The sequence below is a fragment of the Actinoplanes sp. NPDC051411 genome (assembly GCF_040682075.1).
In the GTDB taxonomy this organism is placed as follows: Bacteria; Actinomycetota; Actinomycetes; order Mycobacteriales; family Micromonosporaceae; genus Actinoplanes.
Genome location: NZ_JBFBAD010000119.1, coordinates 1 through 22,493, shown reverse-complemented (window position 1 = coordinate 22,493; position 22,493 = coordinate 1). Strand labels below are relative to the sequence as shown.

The 22,493-nt window shown below is 70.6% G+C and carries 23 protein-coding genes; 9 read left to right on the top strand and 14 right to left on the bottom strand.

The features are described from left to right. The first annotated feature begins 1 nt into the window (after nucleotide 1). From AB0M88_RS41885 to AB0M88_RS41845, 9 genes are all read left to right on the top strand, one after another. Nucleotides 2-394, top strand: a complete 393-nt coding sequence (locus AB0M88_RS41885; RefSeq protein ID WP_364111769.1) for a flagellar basal body rod C-terminal domain-containing protein — start codon at nucleotides 2-4, stop codon at nucleotides 392-394. A gap of 8 nt (nucleotides 395-402) precedes the next feature. Beyond that, nucleotides 403-765 (top strand): flagellar hook-basal body complex protein FliE, encoded by a 363-nt coding sequence (gene fliE, locus AB0M88_RS41880; protein ID WP_364111767.1) that lies wholly within the window; start codon nucleotides 403-405, stop codon nucleotides 763-765. Between the two features lies 1 nt (nucleotide 766). Then, nucleotides 767-2,386, top strand: a complete 1,620-nt coding sequence (fliF, locus tag AB0M88_RS41875; RefSeq protein WP_364111765.1) for a flagellar basal-body MS-ring/collar protein FliF — start codon at nucleotides 767-769, stop codon at nucleotides 2,384-2,386. A gap of 57 nt (nucleotides 2,387-2,443) precedes the next feature. Next, a complete protein-coding gene (gene fliG / locus AB0M88_RS41870) occupies nucleotides 2,444-3,472 on the top strand; it encodes a flagellar motor switch protein FliG (protein ID WP_364111763.1) in 1,029 nt (342 codons plus the stop codon). Further along, nucleotides 3,456-4,148, top strand: a complete 693-nt coding sequence (locus AB0M88_RS41865) for a FliH/SctL family protein (RefSeq protein ID WP_364111761.1) — start codon at nucleotides 3,456-3,458, stop codon at nucleotides 4,146-4,148. Before fliG ends, AB0M88_RS41865 begins: the two co-directional genes overlap by 17 nt. Nucleotides 4,149-4,163: 15 nt before the next feature. Next, nucleotides 4,164-5,471 carry a FliI/YscN family ATPase gene (locus AB0M88_RS41860; RefSeq protein WP_364111759.1) on the top strand — a complete coding sequence of 436 codons (1,308 nt, stop codon included), beginning with the start codon at nucleotides 4,164-4,166 and terminating at the stop codon, nucleotides 5,469-5,471. A 130-nt stretch (nucleotides 5,472-5,601) separates the two neighbouring features. Continuing rightward, nucleotides 5,602-6,057 (top strand): cell envelope biogenesis protein TolA, encoded by a 456-nt coding sequence (locus tag AB0M88_RS41855; RefSeq protein ID WP_364111757.1) that lies wholly within the window; start codon nucleotides 5,602-5,604, stop codon nucleotides 6,055-6,057. Continuing rightward, nucleotides 6,054-7,049 carry a transglycosylase SLT domain-containing protein gene (locus AB0M88_RS41850; RefSeq protein WP_364111755.1) on the top strand — a complete coding sequence of 332 codons (996 nt, stop codon included), beginning with the start codon at nucleotides 6,054-6,056 and terminating at the stop codon, nucleotides 7,047-7,049. The genes AB0M88_RS41855 and AB0M88_RS41850 overlap by 4 nt, the downstream gene beginning before the upstream one ends. A 43-nt stretch (nucleotides 7,050-7,092) precedes the next feature. Further along, complete coding sequence (locus tag AB0M88_RS41845; protein WP_364111753.1) at nucleotides 7,093-9,489, top strand: flagellar hook-length control protein FliK; 2,397 nt, start codon at nucleotides 7,093-7,095, stop codon at nucleotides 9,487-9,489. Here the strand turns inward: AB0M88_RS41845 and AB0M88_RS41840 are convergent. The 14 genes from AB0M88_RS41840 to AB0M88_RS41775 form a co-directional block, all read right to left on the bottom strand. Then, nucleotides 9,480-10,586, bottom strand: a complete 1,107-nt coding sequence (locus AB0M88_RS41840; RefSeq protein ID WP_364111751.1) for an AI-2E family transporter — start codon at nucleotides 10,584-10,586, stop codon at nucleotides 9,480-9,482. The two genes, AB0M88_RS41845 and AB0M88_RS41840, sit on opposite strands and share 10 nt — an antisense overlap. Nucleotides 10,587-10,640: 54 nt before the next feature. Continuing rightward, a complete protein-coding gene (locus AB0M88_RS41835) occupies nucleotides 10,641-10,898 on the bottom strand; it encodes a hypothetical protein (RefSeq protein ID WP_364111749.1) in 258 nt (85 codons plus the stop codon). Continuing rightward, nucleotides 10,895-12,463 carry a hypothetical protein gene (locus AB0M88_RS41830; protein WP_364111747.1) on the bottom strand — a complete coding sequence of 523 codons (1,569 nt, stop codon included), beginning with the start codon at nucleotides 12,461-12,463 and terminating at the stop codon, nucleotides 10,895-10,897. Before AB0M88_RS41830 ends, AB0M88_RS41835 begins: the two co-directional genes overlap by 4 nt. Before the next feature lie 172 nt (nucleotides 12,464-12,635). Next, nucleotides 12,636-14,678, bottom strand: a complete 2,043-nt coding sequence (locus AB0M88_RS41825) for a flagellar biosynthesis protein FlhA (RefSeq protein ID WP_364111745.1) — start codon at nucleotides 14,676-14,678, stop codon at nucleotides 12,636-12,638. Nucleotides 14,679-14,777: 99 nt separating this feature from the next. Further along, entirely contained in the window at nucleotides 14,778-15,863 is a 1,086-nt protein-coding gene (locus tag AB0M88_RS41820; RefSeq protein ID WP_364111743.1) for an EscU/YscU/HrcU family type III secretion system export apparatus switch protein, read from the bottom strand. A 1-nt stretch (nucleotide 15,864) separates the two neighbouring features. Continuing rightward, a complete protein-coding gene (locus tag AB0M88_RS41815) occupies nucleotides 15,865-16,629 on the bottom strand; it encodes a flagellar biosynthetic protein FliR (protein WP_364111741.1) in 765 nt (254 codons plus the stop codon). Next, entirely contained in the window at nucleotides 16,626-17,444 is an 819-nt protein-coding gene (gene fliP / locus AB0M88_RS41810) for a flagellar type III secretion system pore protein FliP (RefSeq protein WP_364111739.1), read from the bottom strand. The genes AB0M88_RS41815 and fliP overlap by 4 nt, the downstream gene beginning before the upstream one ends. Before the next feature lie 4 nt (nucleotides 17,445-17,448). Further along, nucleotides 17,449-17,871, bottom strand: a complete 423-nt coding sequence (gene fliO / locus AB0M88_RS41805) for a flagellar biosynthetic protein FliO (protein WP_364111737.1) — start codon at nucleotides 17,869-17,871, stop codon at nucleotides 17,449-17,451. 5 nt (nucleotides 17,872-17,876) lie between these two features. Then, nucleotides 17,877-18,635, bottom strand: coding sequence for a flagellar motor switch protein FliN (gene fliN, locus AB0M88_RS41800; protein ID WP_364111735.1), 759 nt, complete (start codon nucleotides 18,633-18,635; stop codon nucleotides 17,877-17,879). Beyond that, nucleotides 18,632-19,600 (bottom strand): flagellar motor switch protein FliM, encoded by a 969-nt coding sequence (locus AB0M88_RS41795; RefSeq protein ID WP_364111733.1) that lies wholly within the window; start codon nucleotides 19,598-19,600, stop codon nucleotides 18,632-18,634. The genes fliN and AB0M88_RS41795 overlap by 4 nt, the downstream gene beginning before the upstream one ends. A 120-nt stretch (nucleotides 19,601-19,720) precedes the next feature. Then, nucleotides 19,721-20,173, bottom strand: a complete 453-nt coding sequence (locus AB0M88_RS41790; protein WP_364111731.1) for a flagellar basal body-associated FliL family protein — start codon at nucleotides 20,171-20,173, stop codon at nucleotides 19,721-19,723. 16 nt (nucleotides 20,174-20,189) lie between these two features. Then, on the bottom strand, nucleotides 20,190-21,245 hold the full coding sequence (locus AB0M88_RS41785) for a flagellar motor protein MotB (RefSeq protein WP_364111729.1): 1,056 nt from the start codon (nucleotides 21,243-21,245) through the stop codon (nucleotides 20,190-20,192). A gap of 3 nt (nucleotides 21,246-21,248) precedes the next feature. After that, entirely contained in the window at nucleotides 21,249-22,040 is a 792-nt protein-coding gene (locus AB0M88_RS41780; protein WP_364111727.1) for a MotA/TolQ/ExbB proton channel family protein, read from the bottom strand. Continuing rightward, on the bottom strand, nucleotides 22,040-22,493 hold a 454-nt coding region (locus AB0M88_RS41775; RefSeq protein ID WP_364111725.1), incomplete at its 5' end, for a flagellar FlbD family protein. The genes AB0M88_RS41775 and AB0M88_RS41780, both read right to left, overlap by 1 nt.

The following is a 22,493-nucleotide window of genomic DNA, read 5'->3' as shown; positions in this document are numbered from 1 at the left end:
GATGAGCACCTTCAACGCGATCGGGGTCGCCGGAAGTGGCGTCACCGTCTACCGCAAGTGGCTCGACGCGGTATCCGACAACATCGCCAACATGGACAACGTCAGCCGGACCTCGGACAAGGCCTTCCAGGCGCGCTACGTGGTGGCGCAGGAGGCGGCGGACGGCAACGGCGCCCAGGTCGGCGGCGTGGCGCTGGGCAGTGCCGAAGGCATCGTCGTCCAGGACCCGGACAACCCGCTGGCCGACAACGAGGGCAACGTGCGGCGCCCGGACATCGACCTGAGCAGCCAGATGGCCCAGATGATGATGGCCCAGCGCGCCTACCAGGCGAACCTCTCGGTCGTCGACCGGGCCAAGGAGTGCTACTCCGCCGCTATCAACCTCGGGAAGTGAGCTGAGCCATGACCTCTCCGATCAGCGCGATCAGCGGATTCTCCGGCATTTCGGGCGTCTCCGGCCTCTCCGGGGTGTCCGACGCCGACTCGACGAACGGCCTCGACGCCCTCACCGACACCTCCGGCACCAGCGCGGTGCAGGGACCGAACGACGACTTCGCCGGGATGCTCTCCAAGGGACTCGAGAACGTACAGGCCACGCAGAAGAAGGCCGACGACCTGGCGGTCCAGGTGGCCGACGGCACCCTGCAGGACCCGGCCCAATACACGATGGCGGCCAACGAGGCCTCGCTCGGACTTCAGCTCACGCTCGCCGTACGCAACAAGGCCCTGGACGCCTTCCAGGAGATCATGAGGATGCAGGCCTGAAATGACGGACCGCCTTCCCGCCCCGGTACGCCGCATCACCGACGCCTTCAGGTCCTTCACTCCCGGACAGAAGGCCGTCACGATCACGGCGGTGGTCGCACTCGTCATCGGCGGTTACTTCTTCGCCACCTGGGCGTCCAAGCCGTCGTACTCGATCCTGTTCAACAACCTGTCGACCAAGGACGCGAGCGCGATCACCGAATCGCTGCAGAAGTCGGGCACGAAGTTCGAGCTGGCGAACGACGGCCAGACGATCCTCGTGCCGCAGGACCAGGTCAATCAGCTGCGCCTGTCGCTGAGTGGCCAGGGCCTGCCCGGCGACGCCGGCACCGGCTACTCCCTGCTCGACCAGCAGGGCATCACGACCAGCGACTTCATGCAGCACACGAACTACCAGCGGGCTCTGGAAGGCGAGCTGGCCAAGACCATCGGTTCGATCGACGGCGTCGAGGCGGCCACCGTGCACCTCGTGCTGCCGCAGAAGGACGTGTTCGCCGACAACCAGGACCAGCCGACCGCCTCCGTGCTGGTCGCGTCCAGCCCGAGCCAGCCGCTGAGCAGTCAGCAGGTGCAGGCGATCGTGCACCTGGTCGCGTCCAGTGTGGAGGGACTCGATCCCACCCAGGTCACGGTCGCCGGGGCGGACGGCAAGATTCTCTCCACCGGCGGCGGGGCCGACGTGGGTACGGGCAGCGACAGCGGCCAGACCGATCAGACCGTCGCGTTCCAGAACCGGATGAACACGTCGCTGCAGAGCATGCTCGACAGCGTCGTCGGTCCCGGCCACTCGGTGGTCACCACGACCGCCGACCTCGACTTCGACCGCACCAACACCACCAGCAAGACCTACCAGCAGGACCCGTCGCTGCCCGCGACCTCGGAGCAGAACAGCCGCGAGGCGTACAACGGGAGCGGCAACTGCAACGGCGGCGTGCTCGGCCCCGACAACATCGCCGGCCCCGGCTGCAACAGCGGAGGCGCCAGCTCCGGCCCCGGCCAGTACGAGAACAGCACCTCGACCCGGAACAACGCGCTGAACGAGGTCACCAAGCAGATCCAGAGCGCGCCCGGCGGCATCAAGAACCTGCACATCGCGGTCCTGCTGGACAGCGCCACCGCGGGCTCGGTCGACCCCACCCAGATCCAGCAGGTGCTCAGCTCGGCCGCCGGCATCGACCCGACCCGCGGCGACACCATCGCGGTGAGCGCGCTGCCGTTCAGCACCAGCGCGGCCAAGGACGCCCAGAGCGCGCTGACCGCGTCGGCCGCCGCGGCCAAGCAGGCCAAGCAGATGTCGCTGATCAAGACCGGCGCCCTGGCCGCGGTCGTACTGATGCTGATGTTCGTGGCCTGGCGGGCCACCAAGCGGTCCAAGAAGCGCAAGGGCCTGTCGCCCGAGGAGCGTAAGCACCTTGAGGACATGCAGGCGGCGCTGGAGGCCCAGCGGCTGGCCGAACTGAACGCCGCGATCCCGGCCCAGATGATCGAGGCCGGACCGGACATGAGCGCCGAGCTGGAGGCTCGCGAGGAGCGGGTGCGCGAGATCGAACAGATGGTGAAGGACCAGCCCGAGGAGATGGCAACCCTGCTGCGCGGCTGGTTGGCCGCGGACTCGCACTGAGCGGGCTTTTTCTACAACGAACTTGGTCACGGAAGACGGGTTTGAGGAGAGTACGCGTTGACGACCACCCCGGCGCTCACCACGATGTCGATGACGGGCGTGAAAAAGGCCGCCATCATGCTGGTCCAGTTCGGTAAGGAGCATTCCGCGCAGATCCTGGCCAACATGTCCGAGAAAGAGGTCGAGCTGATCTCGGCCGAGGTGGCCCGGCTGGGCAAGCTGGAGCCGGCCGCCGTCGACGACGTGATGGACGAGTTCTATGCCATGGCCACCACCCGCTATGCGGGAGCGGGCGGCATGGACTACGCCCGGGAGCTGCTGGAGGCGTCGCTCGGCAAGGAACGGGCGGCGCTGATCCTGGACCGGCTCGAAGCGTCGATGAACGACATCCCGTTCAACTTCCTCAGCCACGCCGACCCCCGGCAGCTGCTGTCCTACGTGCAGTACGAGCACCCGCAGACGATCGCCCTGATCCTCGCCCACATCCCGTCCGCGCTCGCCTCGTCGATCCTGGCCGGCCTCTCGCTCGAGGTGCAGACCGAGGTCGCGCACCGGATCGCGGTGATGGACCGCACCTCGCCGGAGATCATCCGGCAGGTCGAGGCGGCCCTGCAGCGCAAGCTCTCGACCGTGCTCCAGCCGGACGAGCTCTCCACGATCGGCGGCCTGCAGCCGCTGGTCGACATCATCAACCGTGCCGACCGTACGACCGAGCGGCTCATCCTGGAGGCCCTGGAGGCCCGCAGCCCGGAGATCGCCGAGGAGATCCGGCGCCGGATGTTCATGTTCGAGGACATCATCAACCTGGAGGACCGCGCGGTACAGCTGGTGTTGCGCCAGGTCGAGCCGGCCGACCTCGCCACCGCCCTCAAGGGTGTCGGCGACAACGTCCGCGACAAGGTCACCCGCAACCTGTCCGAGCGTGGCCGGGAGAACCTGCTCGAGGAGATCGACCTGCTCGGCCCGGTCAAGGTCAAGATGGTCGAGGAGGCCCAGGCGAAGATCGTCTCGGTCATCCGCTCGCTCGAGGACTCCGGCCAGATCGAGGTCCAGCGAGGCAACGAGGCCGATGAGCTCATCGCCTGACATCAACCCGGTGCTGCGCGGCACGGTCGCCGACTCGGCCGCCGCGGCGCGGTTCGGTGTCGACCTTCGCCACGGCGTACCGGAGGACAGCGCGGTCGTCGAGCGGGCCAAGGAGGCCGGCCGCACCGCCGGTTACGCGGCCGGGTGGGCCCAGGGCCAGCGCGAGGCCGCGGTCGTGGCCGAGGCGGCCGCCGAGCGCACCCGGGCCGCCGAGGCGGCGCACGACCAGCGCCGGGCGGCCGCACTGGCCCAGGCCGTGAACGCTCTCGGCCGGGCCGTCACCGAACTCGAGACCCAGCTCATGCCCACCTTCACCGAGCTGCAGGAAGTGCTGATCGCGCACGCCTTCGAGCTCGCCGAGGCGATCGTCGGGCGCTCGCTCGACGACCCCCAGGGCCGCGGCGTGGACGCGATCCGCCGGGCCATGAGCGCCGCCCCGGACGCCGGCGACCTGACGGTCAACCTGCACCCCGACGACTACACGACACTGGTCGGCACCACCGGCGAGACCCAATTCGAATACGAGGGCCGCCGGGTGGCACTGCGCCCCGACTCCTCGCTGCGGCCGGGCGACGCGACGGCCGAGACCGGCATGGCGACCGTGGAGGCGACGATCGCCGCGGCGGTCGCGCGGGCCCGCGAGGCACTACGCATTCAGCGGTTGCCGGAGCAGTAGCCAGGGAGCAGATCTATGACCGACATCTTCCGCCACCGCATGGAGGCGGCACTGCTCGCCGCGCGGCCACTCGCCCGCGGCAAGGTGGTCGGCGCGGTCGGCCTCCGGGTCACGGTCAGCGGGCTCGAGGCCCGGGTCGGGGACCTGCTGCGGTTGGGTGACGGTCCGGGGGGCGTACTCGCCGAGGTCGCCGCCCTCGACGGCGACCGTCTCTCCTGCCTGCCTCTGGGTCCGATCGCCGGCCTCTCGGCCGGCACCCCGGCGGTGAGCACCGGAGGCCCGCTCCGCGTGGCGGTCGGCCCCGACCTCAAGGGGCGGATCCTGGACGGCCTCGGCCGCCCGATGGACGACGGGCCGCCGCTGCGGGGCGAGCTGGTCGGCATCGACGCGGCGCCGCCCTCGGCGATGGACCGCCAGCTGGTCGACGTGCCGATGCCGCTGGGCGTGCGGGTGCTGGACACGCTCGTGCCGTGCGGCCGCGGGCAGCGCATCGGCATCTTCGCCGGCTCCGGCGTCGGCAAGTCGACGTTGCTCAGCATGATCACCCGCGGCACGTCAGCCGAGCTCAACGTGGTGGCCCTGGTCGGCGAGCGCGGCCGGGAGGTCCGCGAGTTCATCGAGCACGACCTCGGACCGGAAGGGCTGTCCCGCTCGGTGGTCGTCATCGCCACCTCGGACACGCCGCCGCTGGTCCGCCTGCGAGCGGGCGCGGTGGCGACCCGGATCGCCGAGTACTACCGCGACGAAGGCATGGACGTGCTGCTGATGATGGACAGCGTGACCCGGGCGGCGATGGCCCAGCGCGAGGTCGGCCTGTCGGTCGGCGAACCGCCGGCCACCCGCGGCTATCCGCCCTCGGTCTTCGCGATGCTGGCCTCCCTGCTCGAACGGGCCGGGCCGGGCGCGCGGGGCAGCATCACCGGCCTCTACACGGTGCTGGTCGAGGGCGACGACCACAACGAGCCGATCGCCGACGCGGCCCGCTCGATCCTCGACGGCCACATCGTGCTCGACCGTAAGCTGGCCACCGCCGGCCACTTCCCGAGCGTCCAGGCGCTCGACTCGATCTCCCGCGTGGCCAACAAGATCACAACCCGGGAGCAGCGGTCCGACGCCACCGAACTGCGCCGCCTGATGGCGGCGCACCGAGAGGTACGCGAACTGGTCGAGATCGGCGCCTACGTCCCCGGGACGAACCCGGAGGCCGACCGGGCCAACGCGATCTGGCCGCAGATCACCGCGTTCCTGCGCCAGGACATCGACGAGCGCGTCGACATCGAGACCGCCTGGTACCAGCTCCAGCAGCTCATCGCGATCGCCTGACCGGCTTCGTCCGGGATCTCATCGGTTCCTTCGGGGGGCACGTTGCAGGTCGGGTGCAGGGCTCAGTGAAACGGGTGCGAGGCCGAACCGGTGAATGAGGGTTCCCCGACTCTCACGAGGAGGCACAACGTTGAACCGGCTCTTCAAACTCGCGCCCGTACTCCGCGCGCGCAAAGCCCAGGAAGACACCGCGCAGGGCGCCCTGAACCAGTCCCGGGCCGAGATCCGGCACGCTCAGGCCCTGGTCAAGCGCCGGCGGCTCGACCTGGTCGGCGCGGACGCGCCCTCCGAGGGTTCGGCCCGGGCGATGGTCGCCTCGCTGGTGGCGCGGCAGTCGCTGGCCGCGAGCCTGTCCGGGGCCCAGCGGATGGTCACCGACGCCGAAGCGGTCGAGCGCGAACGCCTGACCGAACTGGCCGACGCGGCCAAGCGGCGCCGCGCGGTCGAGATGCTGGCCGAGCGGCACGCCGAAGCCGTACGCGCACACGACCTCAAAGTCGACCAGGCCAACCTGGACGAGCTCGCGGTCACCAGCAAAGCCCGGAACGCGGCCCGCGGCATCGACGAGGGCCGGAGCCTGGCATGACGATGGGCGTGAGCGGTGTGCTCGCCCGCATCCAGGAGCTGCAGAACCAGCTCGGGATCGCGCCCACCAACGGTTCCACCGTCGCGCTGAACGGCACCGACCCGTCCGGCGGCGACGGCAGCTTCGCCTCGGCGCTGGCCGGCGCGACCGGCGACGACGGTTCCCAGCTCCTGCAGACCTCGGGCGGCGTCTCCGGCGACGACATCGTGGCGTCGGCCAAGAAATACCTGGGCACGCCGTACGTCTTCGGCAGCACGGACCCGAGCAAGGGCCTGGACTGCTCGGCCCTGGTGCAGCGGGCGTACAAGGATCTCGGCATCAAGCTGCCGCGGCTGTCGTACGAGCAGGCCGACGTGGGCCAGCCGGTGGCGAGCCTGGCCGAGGCGAAGCCGGGCGACATCGTGGCCTTCGACTCGCCGGTCGACCACGTCGGCATCTACCTCGGCGACAACAAGATGATCGCGGCGCCGAAGCCGGGCGACCACGTCAAGATCGAGTCGGTCTACGAGAAGCCGACCCATATCCGCCGCATCGTCTCCTCGACCGCGGCGGCCCAGGCGGCGGCGACCCCGCGGCCGGCCGCGCTCTCGGGCAACGGCTCGCTGCCGGGCGTGCCCTACGGCGACCTGTTCGTGAAGGCCGGCGCCAAGTACGGCGTCTCGCCCCGCCTGCTCGCCGCGGTGGCCAAGGTCGAGTCCGGCTACAACCCGCACGCGGTCAGCAAGGTCGGCGCCCAGGGCCTGATGCAGCTGATGCCGGGCACCGCCCGCGGGCTCGGCGTGAGCAACTCGTTCGACCCGGCGCAGGCGATCGACGGCGGCGCCAAGCTGCTGTCACGCAACCTGCGCGAGTTCAAGTCGGTGCCGCTGGCGCTGGCCGCGTACAACGCGGGCGGCGGCGCGGTGCACCGCTACGGCGGCATCCCGCCGTTCGCCGAGACCCAGGCGTACGTGCCGAAGGTCCAGCGAGCCATGGCCGCGCTCGGCGGCTGAACCCTTCGACGACCCCGTTCCCGCCCGACGTTGGAGTAGCCGAATGAATGTCCCGAGTTCCGTCACCGGTCCCGACCGCATCAGTTCGACCGACCCGGCTCGCCGGGCCGGCGGCGGGCGCGGCCCCGACAACGCGGAGGACTTCGGCTCCGCCCTCTCGGCCGAGCTGAGCCGGCCGGTACGCGACGACGACCAGGACGCGGAACAGGCCGAGGCCGAACGGGCGGCCGCCCAGCGGGCCCTGGACCGGACCGACGCCGACCGGACAGCCGCCAACCGGGCCGCCCTTGACCGGGTCGCGGCGGCCCGGGTCGCGGCCGACCGGGCGGCCCAGCGTTCCACCGACGACCAGGTGGCCGGGCGGGCGGCGGCCGACCGGGCCGCTCGACGCCCGGCCGACGACCAGGGAGACGGCCGGGCTTCGGCCGACCGGGACACGGCCGACGCGAGCCAGGACACGGCGGTGCGGAACGCGGCCGACCGGGCGAGCGCCAACCGCGCGGCCGCAGACCGGGCGACCGCAGACCGGGCCACCGCGGACAAGGCGGCTGCGGACAGGGCAGTTGCTGACAAGGCGGCCGACCGAGCTGCCGACCGGGCCGCTGATCGAACGGCTGCCGACCGGGCCGCCGACCGAACCGCAGCCGACCGAGCTGCCGACCGGGCCGCTGATCGAACGGCTGCCGACCGGGCCGCCGACCGAACCGCTGCCGACCGGGCCGCCGACCGAACCGCAGCCGACCGGGCCGCCGGGGACGGCAGCACCGACCGGGCCGCGGCCACCGACGACACGTCCGTGCCGGCGACGGTTGGCAGGGCCACCGGTGACGATGCGCAGGCGAAGGCCGCGCAGGGCACCGACAAACCAGCCGCTGACAGCCCGGCCAAGGCCGATGCGGCCACCAACGGCTCGGCCAGGACCGGCGACGACAGCAAGGCGGACGGCGCCAAGGCGGACGGCGCCAAGGCCGGCCGGGCCCGGACCGGCCACAAGCCGGGCCAGGCCGCGGTCGCCGCCGAGGCGGCCCCGGCCCCGGTTCCGGCCTCCGCGAAGGCAGGGCCGGCCGAGGCGGCCACCGGGCTGGCCGCGGTCAGCCCCGCCTCGGCCGAAACCGCGGCGGCGACCGCGGCCGCCGCGCAGGCAGCCGCCCAGGCTCGAACCGCCGCCCCGACCGCCGCGGCGGCCACTCCGGACGCCGGGGGCAAGAAGGCCGGCGACGGCAAAGCGAAGGTTGCCGCCGCGGCCGGACCGGGTCCGGTCGCCGCCGGACAGTGGACTCCGGCCCGTGCCAACATCACGGCGACCCAGGCGGCTCAGCTCGCGCAAGCCGCTCAAGGCCAGACAGCTCATGCTCAAACCGCGCCGGCCCCGGTCCAGGCGCCGGGCACTTCGCCCGGCCCGGTCCAGTCCCCGCCCGGCGGCCCGGCCCAGGCCCTCCCCGGCGGTCCGATGCAGGCGGCCGGTCAAGCCGGTCAGCCCGGCCAAGCCACGCAAGCCACCCAAGCCACTCAAGCCGCCCAAGCCGCCCAAGCCGTGCAAGCCGGACGAGCCGGTCAGGCGCAGGCCGCCCAGCTCGGTCCGGCCGGCGCCGCCCTCGCCGGCCTCGGCCGGGACAAGACCGGCCCGGGCGAGCCGGGGAAGGCGGCCGAGGCACCGGCCACCGGCGCGCCCGTGGCCGCCGCGACCACACCGAACGCCGTCGCCACCCCGACAGCCGGCAACCAGCCCGGCGGCCGGCAGGCGGGTGGACAGCCGGGTGGCGGCCCGGCCACGGGTGGTGACCGGCCTGGCGCTGACGTGCCGGCGACCGTCGCCGGTCCGGCGCCGGACGGGGCGGCCGCGGGCAACGGCGTACCCGGGAACCCGGCCGGACCGGCCTCGGCGGCCGTGCCCACCGCTCCCGGTGCCGACGCGAGCGTGGCGGCCGCGGGCGTACTGAATGGGCCGCAAGCGGCGGCACCCGCCGCGCCCACCGCTCCGGCCGCTCCGGCGCCCGCGCCGAGCCCGGTCCCGACGCCGCCGCCGGCCGCCCAGCTCGCTATGCGGATCGCTCCGCTGCGCCTGGACGCCGACGGCATCCACCGCCTGACCGTGCAGCTGCACCCGGTCGACCTCGGCCCGGTGCAGGTGGTGGCGGAGATCCGCAACGGCGACATCAACGTGCAGCTGACGAGTGCCACCGACGCGGCGACCGACGCGATCCGGGACGCCATCGGCGACCTGCGGCGCGAGCTGCAGGACGCCGGCTTCGGCAACACCACCCTCGACCTGCGGCAGGGCAACGGTCAGCAGGAGCAGGCGCGACAGCAGTTCAACTCGCCCGGATGGGCCGGTGGTGGGGGGCGCGAGCCGGCCTCAGGCCAGCAGCCTCAGAACGAGCCCGCCCCGGTCATCCGCCGGCCGGCGCCGGGCAGCGGGCGGCTCGACACTCACGCCTGACCTTCGGCCACCGAAGCCTCGGTGAGCTCGGTGGCCTCGGTGGCCGGCACCGGCTCCTCGTCGGTGCCGGTCGTCGGCACCGGTTTGAGCCGGCCGCGGCGGGTGTCCCAGATGTCGCGGGCGATGATCTGGATGATGCCGCCGATCGGGATGGCGAGCAGGGCGCCGAGAATGCCGGCCAGCTCGGTCATGATCAGGATGGCCAGCAGCACGGCCAGCGGGTTGAGCTGAACCGTGCGGGAGAAGATCATCGGCTGCAGCAGGTGGTTTTCCAGCTGCTGGTAGATGACGAAGAAGACGATCACGACGATGCCCGCGGTCACCGAGTGGGTGAAGCCGGCCAGCACCGCCACCACCGCGCCGAGCGTGGCACCGACCAGCGGGATCAGGTCGGCCAGGCCGACGAACAGGGCGATCAGGCCGGCGTATTTGACGTGCAGGATGGCCAGCACGCCGAAGGTCAGGAGTCCGCAGATCAGACTGATCAGCAGGTTGCCGCTGATGTAGCCGGTGATCGTCTTGGCGCAGTCGTGGCTGACCCGGCGGATGCGCTCGGCCCGCTTCTCGTTGAAAAGCGCCAGGAAGCCGCTCACCACCTTCGGCGCCTCGAGCACCATGAGGTAGGACAGCACGAAGATGGTGACCACGCCGGCGATGCCGGTGGCCGCGCTGCGCAGCGCGGCCAGGGTCGGCGCCCCGAGCTGGCTGGCGTAGCCGCGGATCTGCGTCTCGTGGCTCTGGATGTAGTCGAGCACGTGGAACCGCTCGGCCAGGTGTCCGACCGGCCCGCGGCCCGCCTTGATGTCGGCGATCAGCTGGGGCGTGTTGTTGGCCAGCTGGGTGCCCTCGTGCACCAGCGGGATCACGAAGACCGCGATCAGGCCGCCGATGAAGGCGACCGCGAGCAGGTAGACGATCAGCGTGGCGAGCCAGCGCTTGAGCCACCGCCCACGGTTCTCCACCCAGGTCACCACCGGGTGGAGAGCGACCGCGAAGAAGCCGGCGATGACGACCCAGGTGAGAACCTGGCGCGCCTCCCAGGCCAGCGTCAGGACGAGCAGGGTGGCCAGCACCAAGCCGATGACCACCAGGGTCACACGCGAAACCGTACGATTGTCCACACTCGTCACCAGCGCACCTTACCCACCGGTTTAGCTGGGCAAACCTGGACCCGCTTCGGGCGTGGCGTCCATCGGCGACGGTGTGAGCACGGTGGCCGCCGGCACCTCCTCGGTCTTGCCGTATCCGGCCGTCACGAACCGGAGGGCGGCCAAGAGGATGGCCGCCACCGGCACCGCGATCAGGAACCGGATCAGTACCGCTGAGATGTCGAGCTGGTCGAGCACGTAGCGGTACAGAGCCGGTGCACTGATCAGCAGCGCGAACAGCAGGACCGAGGGCCGGATCATTGCCGGACCGTGCGGCTCACCCGGCGGGGCGCGGCCGCGACCGGCATGACGTCGGCGGCGATCCGGGCACAGAGCATGGCGGCCCAGGCGTGCGGCGTGGCGGGCTTGCCGTCCAGCGAGTAGATCGGCAGGTCGAGCCCGAGCACCGACGCGGGGTCGGAGGTCAGCTCCACCCCGTGCACGACCAGGGCCTCGACCTCGCCGAGCGTACGCAGGTGCCGTGCCGTGTCGGCCGTCTTGCGGGTGGCGTCCACGATCGACCAGACCGCGGTCGCCCCGATGGCGTCGCACATGTCGTTGACCCAGAGCGGGTCGGTGCCGCCGACCGGCGCGTCCATCACCACGACCCACGGGTGGTCGGCCGCGTGCAGCTTCTCGACCCGGCTCTCGGCCACCTCCGGAGTGGAGATCAGCCGCGACGAGTGCAGTCCGGTGCCCGCGGTCGACGGGGCGGCCAGCAGCAGGTGATTCTCGCCCGCCCCGATCTGCTCGAGCAGGTGCTTGGCGATCGGCACGCCGAGGTTGACGTCGCCGGCCAGCACCAGGATCTCGCCCGGCCCGTCCGGGATGCCGGGGGCGGACGGGCGGGCGGCCAGGACGCTGAGCACCCCGGCGTACGTGTCCCCGCCGGTGATCTTGCGAGCCATGGCCTCGGGCATGCCGACCGACATCAGGTTGTGGATCACCGGCTCGTTGTCGGCCATGCGCGGCGGCGACGGGAATGGAACCGTGTTCGGCACCGCCGACGTGGGCGACACCGGTGTCACGGCGTGGTCCGTGCCGAATTCCCCGTCATCGGAGGAGGAGGAAGCGGAAGACGGCTCGTCGATCTCGACTTCGCTCAGCGAGAGTCCGCCGATCCGCTCGGCCAGGTTGGGCAGTGGCGTGAGCGGGCGGGCCGGCGCGGTGGCCGGGCTGACCGGCATCGCCGCCGCGATCGCCGCCGCCGCTGCCGCCTTGGCCGAAGCCGCCTGAGCGGCGGCGACCTTCGCCGCGGCCGCCTGCGCCGCGGCGACCGCGGCCGGCGGTGCGGCCGGGCTCACCGGCCGGGCGGCCGGGCTGACCGGCATGACCGCCGGGTTGACCGGTTTGGCGGCCGTGCTCACCGGCTGGGCCGTCGTGCTCACCGGCTGGGCCGTCGGGAAGGTCGCCGGCTGGGCCGCGGCGAAGCCGGGCGCCGCCGGGCTGCCCGGCGCGTTGACCGGCGCGTTGACCGGCGCCGCGGCCGCGGTGGCCGGCCGGAACGGACGCACGGTCGGCGTCTCCTCCCGGGACGTGGCCGGCGCCGGCGCCTTGGGCCGCGGTGACGGACGTGTCGCCGTCGCCCCGGCCGATCCGGCGTCGTGCCCGCCGACGTCCAGTCCCGCCATCAGCTCGGCGAACGCCGCCCCGGTGTCACCGAACGCGGCCTGTCGCCCTTCGTCGGCGCCGAAGCCCGGCGTCCGGGCCGGCCGGCTGACCGTACGCGCCGACTCGTCCATCCGGTCCTGGGCCTCCGCCCGCTCGACCAGTTGTTCCAGCGTGGGCCGGCCGTTCTCGGTCGGCGTCCGTGTTTGTCGCGCCATGTCAATCCTGTCCTCGGCAGACTCGTCCGGCACCTCGACGGAAAGCTCGTAATGCTGCTTCGCAAAGAAGCCACCGACGCCGCCACTGCGGACCTTGTCGGCTGAGATGATCCGAACCTTGGAGCCGTATTCATCGCGTACTTGAGCCAGCAGTGGCTCGATGGCCGGTCCCTCAAGCAGCACCCGCGTAGGCACCGTTCACCACCCCTATCGTCTCGATCTGTGCGGTGGAACCAGAGATTTCGCTGTACGACAGCACCTGGATCCGGCGGGAGCCGGCCCGGAGCAGTCGCATCAGTGGCAGCCGCAGCTGTGGCGAGCAGGCCAGCACGGCCGTCAGGCCCTGCTGTTCCGCGGTCTCGGCCAGCCGAGCCGCCTCGCTGACGATCGCTTCGGCGCGCGCGCCGTCGATCGCCATGAAGGCGCCCGTCTCACTGGGACGAAGCGATTCGAGCAGTTGTTGCTCGAGCATGGGTTCGAGCGTGATCACCGTGAGCCGCCCCTCGGTCACGTAGTTGGCCGCGATGGCCGGGCCGAGGGCGGCGCGGGCCGCCTCGATCAGGCCGTCGGGGTCGACGGAGACCTTGGCGCGCAGGGACAACGACTCGAAGATGCGAACCAGGTCGCGAATGGGCACCCCCTCGTCGAGGAGGGCCTGCAGCACCTTCTGGATCTGGCCGAGGCTGAGCAGCCCCGGGGTCAGTTCCTCGACCACCACCGGGTGCGTGCGCTTGACCGTCTCGGTCAGCGCCCGCACGTCCTCCCGGCCCAGCAGCCGGGACGCGTTGCTGCGAACCACCTCGGCGAGGTGGGTGATGATCACCGACGCGCGGTCCACGACCGTCGCTCCGGAGAGTTCGGCCTGGTAGTGCAGTTCGGCCGGCACCCATTTGCCGGGCAGGCCGAAGACCGGTTCGACGCCGGCGCGGCCGGGAAGGCCCTGCAGGCCCTCGCCGATGGCGAGGACGGTCCCGGGCGGGGCCTCGCCGGTGCCGGCGTCGACGCCGGAGATCCGGATGGCGTACGAGGAGAGCGGAAGGTCGAGGTCGTCCCGGGTGCGCACCGGCGGCATGATCACGCCGAGTTCCATGGCCATCTTGCGGCGCAGGGCGCGTACCCGGTCGAGCAGGTCGCCGCTGCTGGCGTCGACCAGGTCGACCAGGTCCGGGGAGAGGGCGAGCTCGAGCGGGTCGACGCGCATCTCGCCGAGCAGTTGTTCGGGCGAGTCCGGGGAGGGCATCTCGACCGCTTCGGCGGCGGCCAGTTCGGCCTCCGGCACCGGGTCCTTGATCCGTTGGGCGGCGATCAGCACCGCGGACCCGACCAGCAGGAACGGAATCTTGGGCAGGCCCGGGATGACGCAGAGGGTGAGTGCCGCCCCGCCCGCGATGCGCAGCGCGAGCTTGTTCTGGCTGAGCTGGGCGCTGACGCTGGAGCCCATGTCGCCGGTGGTCGCCGAGCGGGTCACGATCAGGCCGGTGGCGACCGAGAGCAGCAGCGCGGGCACCTGGGAGACCAGGCCGTCGCCGACGCTGAGCAGGCTGTACTGGTTCATCGCGTCGGTGGCCGACAGGTGCTGCTGGAGGATGCCGACCGTGAAGCCGCCGACCAGGTTGATCAGCGTGATGATGATGGCCGCGATCGCGTCGCCCTTGACGAACTTGGAGCCACCGTCCATGGCGCCGTAGAAGTCGGCCTCGGCGGCCACGTCGGCCCGGCGCTTCTTGGCCTCGGCCTCTTCGATCAGGCCGGCGTTGAGGTCGGCGTCGATCGCCATCTGCTTGCCGGGCATGGCGTCGAGGGTGAACCGGGCGCCGACCTCGGCGACCCGCTCGGCGCCCTTGGTGACCACGACCATCTGGACGATCACCAGGATCAGGAAGATCACCAGGCCGATGACCAGGTTGCCTCCGACCACGAAGCTGCCGAACGCGTGGATCACCTTGCCGGCGTTGCCGTCGCGCAGCACGAGCCGGGTCGCGCTGATGTTGAGCGCGAGGCGGAACAGGGTGGCGACCAGGAGCAGGGCCGGGAAGACCGAGAAGTCGAGCGGCCGCTGGACGAACATGCTGGTCAGGAGGATGAGCAGGGCCGCGGTGATGTTGAGCGCGATCAGCGTGTCGAGCAGGAAGGTCGGCAAAGGTACGACCATCATGATGATGATGCCGATGACCCCGACGGGTACGGCGAGTTTGCTGATGTTGCGGTTCTTCACGGCGCCTTCCTGTAACCATCACTGAACAGGGTGTTACCACCCACGAGCCGATCCTCCCCCGTTCGAGCACGCTATGTGAGGAAATCTCCCAAATATGGTCTATGCCGCAGACGCGTCGGGGTTGCGATGCAGGCCGGCGGCCGAACCGCGCGCCTTCAGGCTCATGACGAACGCCAGCACCTTGGCGACCGCGCCGTAGAACTCGGCCGAGATCTCGGCGCCCACGTCGCAGCTGGCGTGCAGGGCCCGGGCCAGCGGTACGTCCTGCACCATCGGCACCCGGTGCTCGAGCGCCAGTTCGCGGATGCGGGTCGCGATCTCGCCCTGCCCCTTGGCGATCACCCGCGGCGCACCCCGGGTCGGCTCGTAACGCAACGCGACCGCCACGTGGGTCGGGTTGACCAGCACCACGTCGGCCGTGGGCACGTCGGCCATCTGCCGGTTGCGGGCCATCTGCATCTGCCGCGACCGGATCTGCGCCTTGACCTGCGGGTCACCCTCGGAGTTCTTGTACTCCTGCTTGACCTCTTCCTTGGTCATGCGGAGCTGCTTGTTGGTGCGCCGCCGCACCACGAAATAGTCGGCCGCCGCCATCACGATGCCGGCCACCGCGGCCGCCCGCACCAGCCCGAGCACGGCGTCCTTGACCACCGCGAGCAACGACCCGAGCGGCAGCTGCCCGGCCGTCATCAGGGTCGGGATCCGGTCCTTGGTCGTGGTGTAGAGCACCGCGGCCAGCACCGAGGTCTTGACCACCGCCTTGATCAGCTCCCAGAGTGCCTGCGGGCCGAACATCCGCTTGATCCCGGGCAGCGGGTTGAGCCGGCTGAACTTCGGTACGAACAGCTTGGTGGCGACCCGGATGCCGCCCTGGGCGCCGGCCGACGCGACACCGACCACCATCAGGGTCGCCGCGAGGGGCAGCACCGCCCAGGCGATGCCCATCGCCGCCTGCCGCAGCATCACCAGCGCCTCGGCCGGCTCGGGGTCGGCGATCACCTGGGGCACCCGCTCGATCAGCTCGCGGGAGTGGTCGATCGCGGCGCCGAGCGTCTTGGGCAGCATGATGCTGGCCGCGAGCATGCCGAACCAGGCCCCGACGTCCTGGCTGCGGCCGATCTGACCCTCGCGCTTGGCCTTCTTGAGCCGTTGCGGGGTCGCTTGTTCGGTCTTCTCGCCGGCCACCTCACCCCCCGGTGATCTGGATGACCGCGTTGACCGCCTTGTCGACCACCGACTCCACCACCTGCGGCAGGGCGGTGAGGGCCAGCCCGGACAGGATCAACAGCAGGAAGATCTTGGCCGGGAAGCCGAGCTGGAACGCGTTGAGCGCCGGCGCGACCCGGTTGAGCAGGCCGAACGCGACATCGGTGAGGAACAGCACGGCGATCAGCGGCCCGGCGATCTGCAGGGCCGACAGGAACAGCTCGGCGATGCCCTTGAGCAGCAGGCGGCTGAAGGTCTCGAGGCTGAACGTCACGTTGAGCGGCATCGTGCGGAACGACTGGAGGAAGCCGCGCAGGATCAGCAGGTGGCCCTGGGTGGCGAACAGGATCGTGACCGCGACCAGGTTGTAGAACCGGCCGAAGACCGAGCTCTGGTTGAACGACATCGGGTCGTATGCGGTGGCCAGCGTGAAGCCGCCGAACAGGTCGAGCATGTCGCCCGCCGCCTGGAGCGCGGAGAACAGCATCAGCACCAGGAAGCCCAGCGCTCCCCCGATGAAGATCTGCAGCGCGGCGCTGAAGATGATGTCCGACGTCTCCAGCGACGGCATGGTCCCGCGCAGATAGGGAAACAGCGGAAGGGTCAGGCCGACCGACAACAGCGCCTTGACCTGCACCGGGATGAGCCGCGAGTTGAACGGCGGGGCGAGCGCCATGAACGCGCCGGTCCGGGCCGCCCCGAGCATGATCGTCAACAGGTCCGCGATCGGGACGTTGAAGTTCATCGGTACGACGCCACGAGCGCGGTAAGAATCAGCCCCCACCCGTTGACCAGCACGAACAACAGGAGTTTGAACGGCAGCGAGACCGTCACCGGGGGCAGCATCATCATGCCCAGCGACATCAGGGACGCCGAGACGACCATGTCGATCAGCAGGAACGGGATGAAGATGACGAAGCCGATGATGAAGGCGGCCCGCAGCTCGGACAGGACGAACGCCGGGATCAGCGTGGTCAGCTGCACGTCGTCCTTGTCCTTCGGCTGCTTCTGACCGGCCAGCTTGACCATCAGCCCGACCTCGTCCGGCCGGGTCGTCTTCCACATGAAGGCCCGCAGCGGCTTGACGCCCGCGTCGAACGCCTGGCTCTGGCTGATCTTCCCCTTGAGGTAGGGCTGCACGCCCTGCTGGTTGATCGCCGACACGGTCGGGCCCATCACGAACATGGTCAGGAACAGGGCCAGGCCGGCCAGCACCTGGTTGGGCGGCATCGTGGTCAGGCCGAGCGCGTTCCGGGTGATGCCGAGGACCATGAAGATCTTGGTGAAGGCGGTGCAGAGCAGCAGCAGCGCCGGCGCGACCGACAGGATGGTCAGGCCGAGCACGATCACCAGCGACGACGACGGCTTGCTGCCGTCCGGATTGGTACCGTTGATGTTCAGGTTGATGCTGGGTTTGGTCGGCGGGGTCGGTGGCTTCGGCGCCCGCGGCACCTCTTGGTGTACGGCCGTTACCGCGGCCGGTTCCGCCGACGCCGCCGCGGGGAGCACCACCAGCCCCAGACAGAGGGCGGCGAACAGGAGCAGGAACAGGCGTCGCATCTGATCATCGCCTTGTCGTCCGGTCGCGAAGGAAGTCGATCGTCGAGGTCCAGGTGCGTGGCGAGAGGATCGACCCGTCGAGGCGGCCCGAGGCCTTCACCGGATGGGCGTCCGGCAGGTCGAGTTCGCCCTCGGGTACCGCCAGGTGGTCGCGGTGGGGCGTGTGGTGCAGCTCGAAGTCCTCCAGGTCGGCCTCGCCGAGCAGGCTCACCTGCTGGTCGGTGACGCCCAGGATGATCGCCCGGTCGGCGACCCGGACCACGGTCACCGCGGCGCCCCGGCTCAGCTGCTGGCGGTTGAGCACCGACAGCAGCGGGCCGTGATGCCGGCCGCTGCCCATCGGACGGCGCACCAGGCGGGCCAGTCCCCACATCAGGCCGAAGATGACCAGCAGCGAGAAGCCGATCCGCAGCGCGAGCTCGTACAACGCGGTTACTCCCGTTCGGTGCCGGGGGCGACGATCTGGGTGATCCGGATACCGAAGTTCTCATCCACCACGACCACCTCGCCCCGCGCGATCAGCCGCCCGTTGACCAGCAGGTCGGCCGGGCTGCCGGCGGCCCGGTCGAGCTCGACGATCGCGCCGGGGCTCAGCGACAGCAGCTCGCGCACGCTCATCCGGGTGCGGCCGAGCTCGGCCGAGACCTCCATCTCGACGTCGTGCAGCATGTCGAGCCCGCCGCGCACCGGCACCCGTTCCGCCTCGCGGGGGGCCAGGTTGCCGGGGCCGGGCAGCGCCTCGTCGCTCGGCCACGGGGTGAGCGCCAGCGCCAGGACGGCGTGCACCTGCTCGCCCTCGACCAGCGGCACCGCCACCGCGTCGTCCTTGGCCGCGAGTGCGCTCAGCGCCACCCCCGGCTCCATGACCACGCCCGGGTCGAGCACCACCGGCCCGAACGCCCGGGCCGCCGCCTCGAGGGCCGGCCGCACCGCCGCGGTCAGGTCGAGCTCGCCGAGTGGGCTCTCCTTGAGGGCGTCCGCCAGGTCCTGGCCGACCACCACCACGACCTCGCCGGTCGCCGCGCCACTGAACTTCGCGGTGACCGCCTGGCCCTCGGTCAGGAGGTCCGCGCCGGCCATCACGGGTTCGGCGGCGGCCAGCGTACGGCTGGTGGGCAGGACGGCGAGCGCGGCCTCGGCGGCGGTGCGGGCAAGCGCGAGCTGTGGCGCGGTGATGGTGGGCGCGGTCATCGGCGGCCAGACTCCTTGGGCGATGTCTCCTTGGGCGACGGCACCACGAGGCACGCGAGGCGGGCCCCCTGATTACCGGGTACTGCGTGGGCGAAAACGGTCTCGTTGACCGTCACCTCGAGCGGCCGGCTCGTCGCGTGCCCGAGCGGGACGACGTCGCCGGGACGCAGGTCCACGATGTCATCGGTCCGCATCCGAATGGGCTGGAATCGGACCGCCACGTCGATCGGAGCCGCGGAAAGACCGTCGGTCAGGTTGCGCAGCGCCTGATCCCGGCTCGCCCGCTCGGCCGCGCTGAGCACCACCGCCTCGGTGCGCGAGAGCACCGGCAGGATCGTGTTGAACGGCAGGCAGATGCTGGCCACGCACTCCTCGACGCCGATCTTCATGTCGAAGGTCGCGACCACGCAGGCGTCGCCCGGCTGGTGCGCGCGGAGGAACTGCGCGTTGTACTCGATCTCTTTGAGCTGCGGCTGGATGTCGACCAGGGTCTCGAAGCCGTAGCGCAGTTCGCCCAGCATCCGCTCGAGCAGGCCGCGCAGCAGCGGCATCTCGACCTCGGTCAGCGGTCGCTCCGGCTGGGGGCCGCCGGGGCCGCCGAGCATATGGTCGATAGCGGTCATGACGGCGCTCGACGACATCTCCATGAGCACCGAGCCGGGCAGCGGTTCGAGCGACACCACGGCGATCACCGTGGGGTTGGCCAGGGAGGCGACGTACTCGTCGTAGTTGAGCTGCTCGATCGAGGCGAGCGTGACGCTCGAGACCACCCGTAGCCGGGTGGTGAGCAGGGTGCCGCAGCTTCGCGCGTACGTCTCGAAGGCGATCTGCATCGTGCGGACATGCTCTCGGGAGAGCTTGATCGGCCGGCGGAAGTCGTACGTCGTCGGCCCCTCGCCACGGCCGCGACGTGACATCTTCCCGGGGGAGCGTGCGGGCGAGACCGCGGAGGACGAACTGGTCACGTCGTCCTCATCGGCTCACTTCCGCAACCGCTGAGCCGCCGAGCCGGTTTTGTCCGATTTATCGACGCCATGCGACGAAAGGGCGGGCTCACCGGGTGAGCCCGCCCTTTTCGGTACGCCTTACTGAGTCACGAACGACGTGAAGTAGATGTCCATGACCTCTTTCTTGCCGTCCGTCGTGTAGGCCTTGATGATCTGCTTGAGCAGGTCGGCCTTGGCCTCCTCGCGGCCCTTCTCGGTCGAGAGCTCGGCCACCGTCTTGCCGGTGTACTCGTCGATCGCGAGGTTGAGCGCCTCGCTGGTGTCGACCACCTCGGTGCCGGCGTCCGAGGTCTGCTGGAGCGAGAAGCCCAGCTTCAGGTAGTGCCCGCTGTCCAAGTTGATCGTGATCGCGCTGTCGATCGCGGTGACGACGCCCTTCTTCGGCGCCGCCTCGGCCTTGCTGCCGCTGCCCTTCATCATGAAGAACGCCCCACCGCCGCCGCCCAGCAGGACCACTGCGGCGATGATGATGATCAGCATCTTGTTGGACTTCTTCGGCGCTTCGGCCGCGGCTTCCTTCTCGTCCGCCATCAGAGTCTCCCCTCGGTCAGTCAGTGGTCGTGGTGGTGGTGGTCGTGTCGGTCGCGTCCGGGGCGTCGGTGCCGTCGGTGGTCGTATCGGCAGCGCTGTCGGCCTGCTGAGTCGCCTTGGCGACCGCGTCGGCCTGGGCCGTGGTCTGGCCGGAGTGCAGCTTCGCGTCGGCGCCGGCCGCGGCCGGCAGCAGCGCCGCCTGGTCGGCCGGAAGCGTGGTGAGGACGACGACGTCCACCCGGCGGTTCATGGTGACCGAGCGCGGGTCGCTCGGGTCGATCAGCGGCTTGGTGTCGGAGAAGCCGACCGCGCTCATCCGGTTCTTGGCCATGCCGTGCCCGACCAGGTAGCGGACCGTGGTCGAGGCCCGCGCGGCCGACAGCTCCCAGCCGCTCGGGTAGTAGGTGGTCTGCGCCTTGAGCTGGTTGGTGTTGCCGTCGACCTCGACGTTGTTGGGCAGCTTCGCCAGCGTCGGCGCGATCGCGTTCAGGATCTTCTCGCCACCGGGCTGCAGGTCGGCCCGGTTGCCGTCGAAGACCACCTCGTTGGTCACGATGGTGACCACCAGGCCGCGCCGGTCGACCGTGAACTTGACCGAGCCGAGCAGCTTCTCCTTCGCCAGCGCGTCGGAGATCTTGTTCTCGATCTTCTTCAGGTTCTCGGCTTCCTTGGCCGCCGCCGACGCGTTCTTCGACGACTGCGAGCGGTCCTGCGCCTTCAGCGCCGCCTGCACCGCCTGCTGCTGCTGCGCCGTCATGTGCTCGGTGCCGGTGGTGCCGTTACCCGGGTTGGCACCCGGGTCGATCTCCACGATCTCGGAGTTGTTGCCGCTGCCGTCCATGGCACCGCCCCGGCTGGTGAAGGCCGCGCTCTGCGCTCCGAACCCCTCCTGGAGGCCGGCCGCGAGCTGCGCGAACTTCTTCTGGTTGATGTCACTCATCGAGAACAGCACCACGAACAGAACGAACAGCAGAGTGAGCATGTCGGCGTACGACACGAGCCAGCGCTCGTGATTGACGTGCTCCTCGTGCTCTTCGTGACCGCCCCTTTTGCGCTTGCCACCTGAACTCATCGGTTACGCCGCCTTCTTGGTGCTCGCCGCGGCCTCGGCCTTCTTGGCCGCGTCCGGCGGGAGCAGGCTGCGGAGCTTCTGGGCGACCAGACGCGGGTTCGAGCCGGCCTGGATCGCGAGCACGCCGTCGATGACGAGCTCCATCTCCTCCGCCTCGATCGCGCTGAGGCGGTTCAGCCGGGCGCCGATCGGCAGCCAGATGATGTTCGCGCTCAGCACGCCCCAGAGGGTCGCGACGAACGCGGCCGAGATGGCCTCGCCGAGACCGGCCGGCTTGTCGAGGTTCGCCAGCACGTGGACGAGGCCCATGACCGTACCGATGATGCCGATCGTCGGGGCGTAGCCGCCCATGTTCTCGAAGAGCTTCGCGCCGGCCTTGTCGGCCTTCTTCTTGGCCGCGACCTCGGCGTGGAGGATGTCGTTCAGCTCCTCCGGGTCGGTGCCGTCGATCGCCAGCTGCAGTCCCCGCTTGAGGAAGGCGTGGTCGACGGTCTTGACCGCGTCCTCGAGGGCCAGCAGGCCCTCGCGGCGCGCCCGCTCGGCCAGCTTGACGATCGAGTCGACCAGCTCGTTCGGCGGCGTGACCTTGGCCAGGAAGGCCTTGCCGAGCTGCGAGCCGATGCCGGTCGCGTCCTTCAGCACACCGCCCGCCATGCCGGCGGCGAAGGCGCCACCGAACACCAGCAGGATCGACGGGATGAGCAGGATGGAGGACGGCGAGCCACCCTCGAGGATCTGGACGGTGAAGACGATCGCCAGGGCGGCGACAACACCAACGATGGTGGAGATGTCCATCAGCGTTCCTTCCGGTGCAGCTGGAGCACCTTGGCGTCGTGGTCGTCGTCTGACGACTGGGCAATGGCGATCGGCTCGGACTCCATGCGGCTCGCCTGCGAAATCAGCGAGGCGCGGTAGAGACGCACCGTGTCGATGAACTCGGGCACAGATTCGGCGATGACGTACTTAGTGCCGTCCACCAGCGTGATGACCGTGTCGGGCGTGCAGTCCGCGCGCTCGACCAGGTCCGGATTCAGGGCGAACACGGCACCGTTGATGCGGGTTACGAGGATCACTAACATCCGTCCTTGGGTGGTGGTGTGGTCCTGACTGGTGGGCCGTCCGTGGCCCGCTTTCACTTCATATTTCGGCGACTTGACGGTTGCTGATGAGATCCGACCGGTCGCACTACGGGTGCAGCCTGACCGGCAAAAAGCGACGGCCGGGACAGGCACATTTCCGTGCCTGTCC

Coding starts and splice junctions, on each gene's coding strand:
- AB0M88_RS41885 (WP_364111769.1), top strand. CDS start 2: ATGAGCACCTTCAACGCGATCGGGGTCGCCGGAAGTGGCGTCACCGTC.
- fliE (WP_364111767.1), top strand. CDS start 403: ATGACCTCTCCGATCAGCGCGATCAGCGGATTCTCCGGCATTTCGGGC.
- fliF (WP_364111765.1), top strand. CDS start 767: ATGACGGACCGCCTTCCCGCCCCGGTACGCCGCATCACCGACGCCTTC.
- AB0M88_RS41865 (WP_364111761.1), top strand. CDS start 3,456: ATGAGCTCATCGCCTGACATCAACCCGGTGCTGCGCGGCACGGTCGCC.
- AB0M88_RS41860 (WP_364111759.1), top strand. CDS start 4,164: ATGACCGACATCTTCCGCCACCGCATGGAGGCGGCACTGCTCGCCGCG.
- AB0M88_RS41850 (WP_364111755.1), top strand. CDS start 6,054: ATGACGATGGGCGTGAGCGGTGTGCTCGCCCGCATCCAGGAGCTGCAG.
- AB0M88_RS41845 (WP_364111753.1), top strand. CDS start 7,093: ATGAATGTCCCGAGTTCCGTCACCGGTCCCGACCGCATCAGTTCGACC.
- AB0M88_RS41835 (WP_364111749.1), bottom strand. CDS start 10,898: ATGATCCGGCCCTCGGTCCTGCTGTTCGCGCTGCTGATCAGTGCACCG.
- AB0M88_RS41830 (WP_364111747.1), bottom strand. CDS start 12,463: ATGGCGCGACAAACACGGACGCCGACCGAGAACGGCCGGCCCACGCTG.
- AB0M88_RS41815 (WP_364111741.1), bottom strand. CDS start 16,629: ATGAACTTCAACGTCCCGATCGCGGACCTGTTGACGATCATGCTCGGG.
- fliP (WP_364111739.1), bottom strand. CDS start 17,444: ATGCGACGCCTGTTCCTGCTCCTGTTCGCCGCCCTCTGTCTGGGGCTG.
- fliN (WP_364111735.1), bottom strand. CDS start 18,635: ATGACCGCGCCCACCATCACCGCGCCACAGCTCGCGCTTGCCCGCACC.
- AB0M88_RS41790 (WP_364111731.1), bottom strand. CDS start 20,173: ATGGCGGACGAGAAGGAAGCCGCGGCCGAAGCGCCGAAGAAGTCCAAC.
- AB0M88_RS41785 (WP_364111729.1), bottom strand. CDS start 21,245: ATGAGTTCAGGTGGCAAGCGCAAAAGGGGCGGTCACGAAGAGCACGAG.
- AB0M88_RS41780 (WP_364111727.1), bottom strand. CDS start 22,040: ATGGACATCTCCACCATCGTTGGTGTTGTCGCCGCCCTGGCGATCGTC.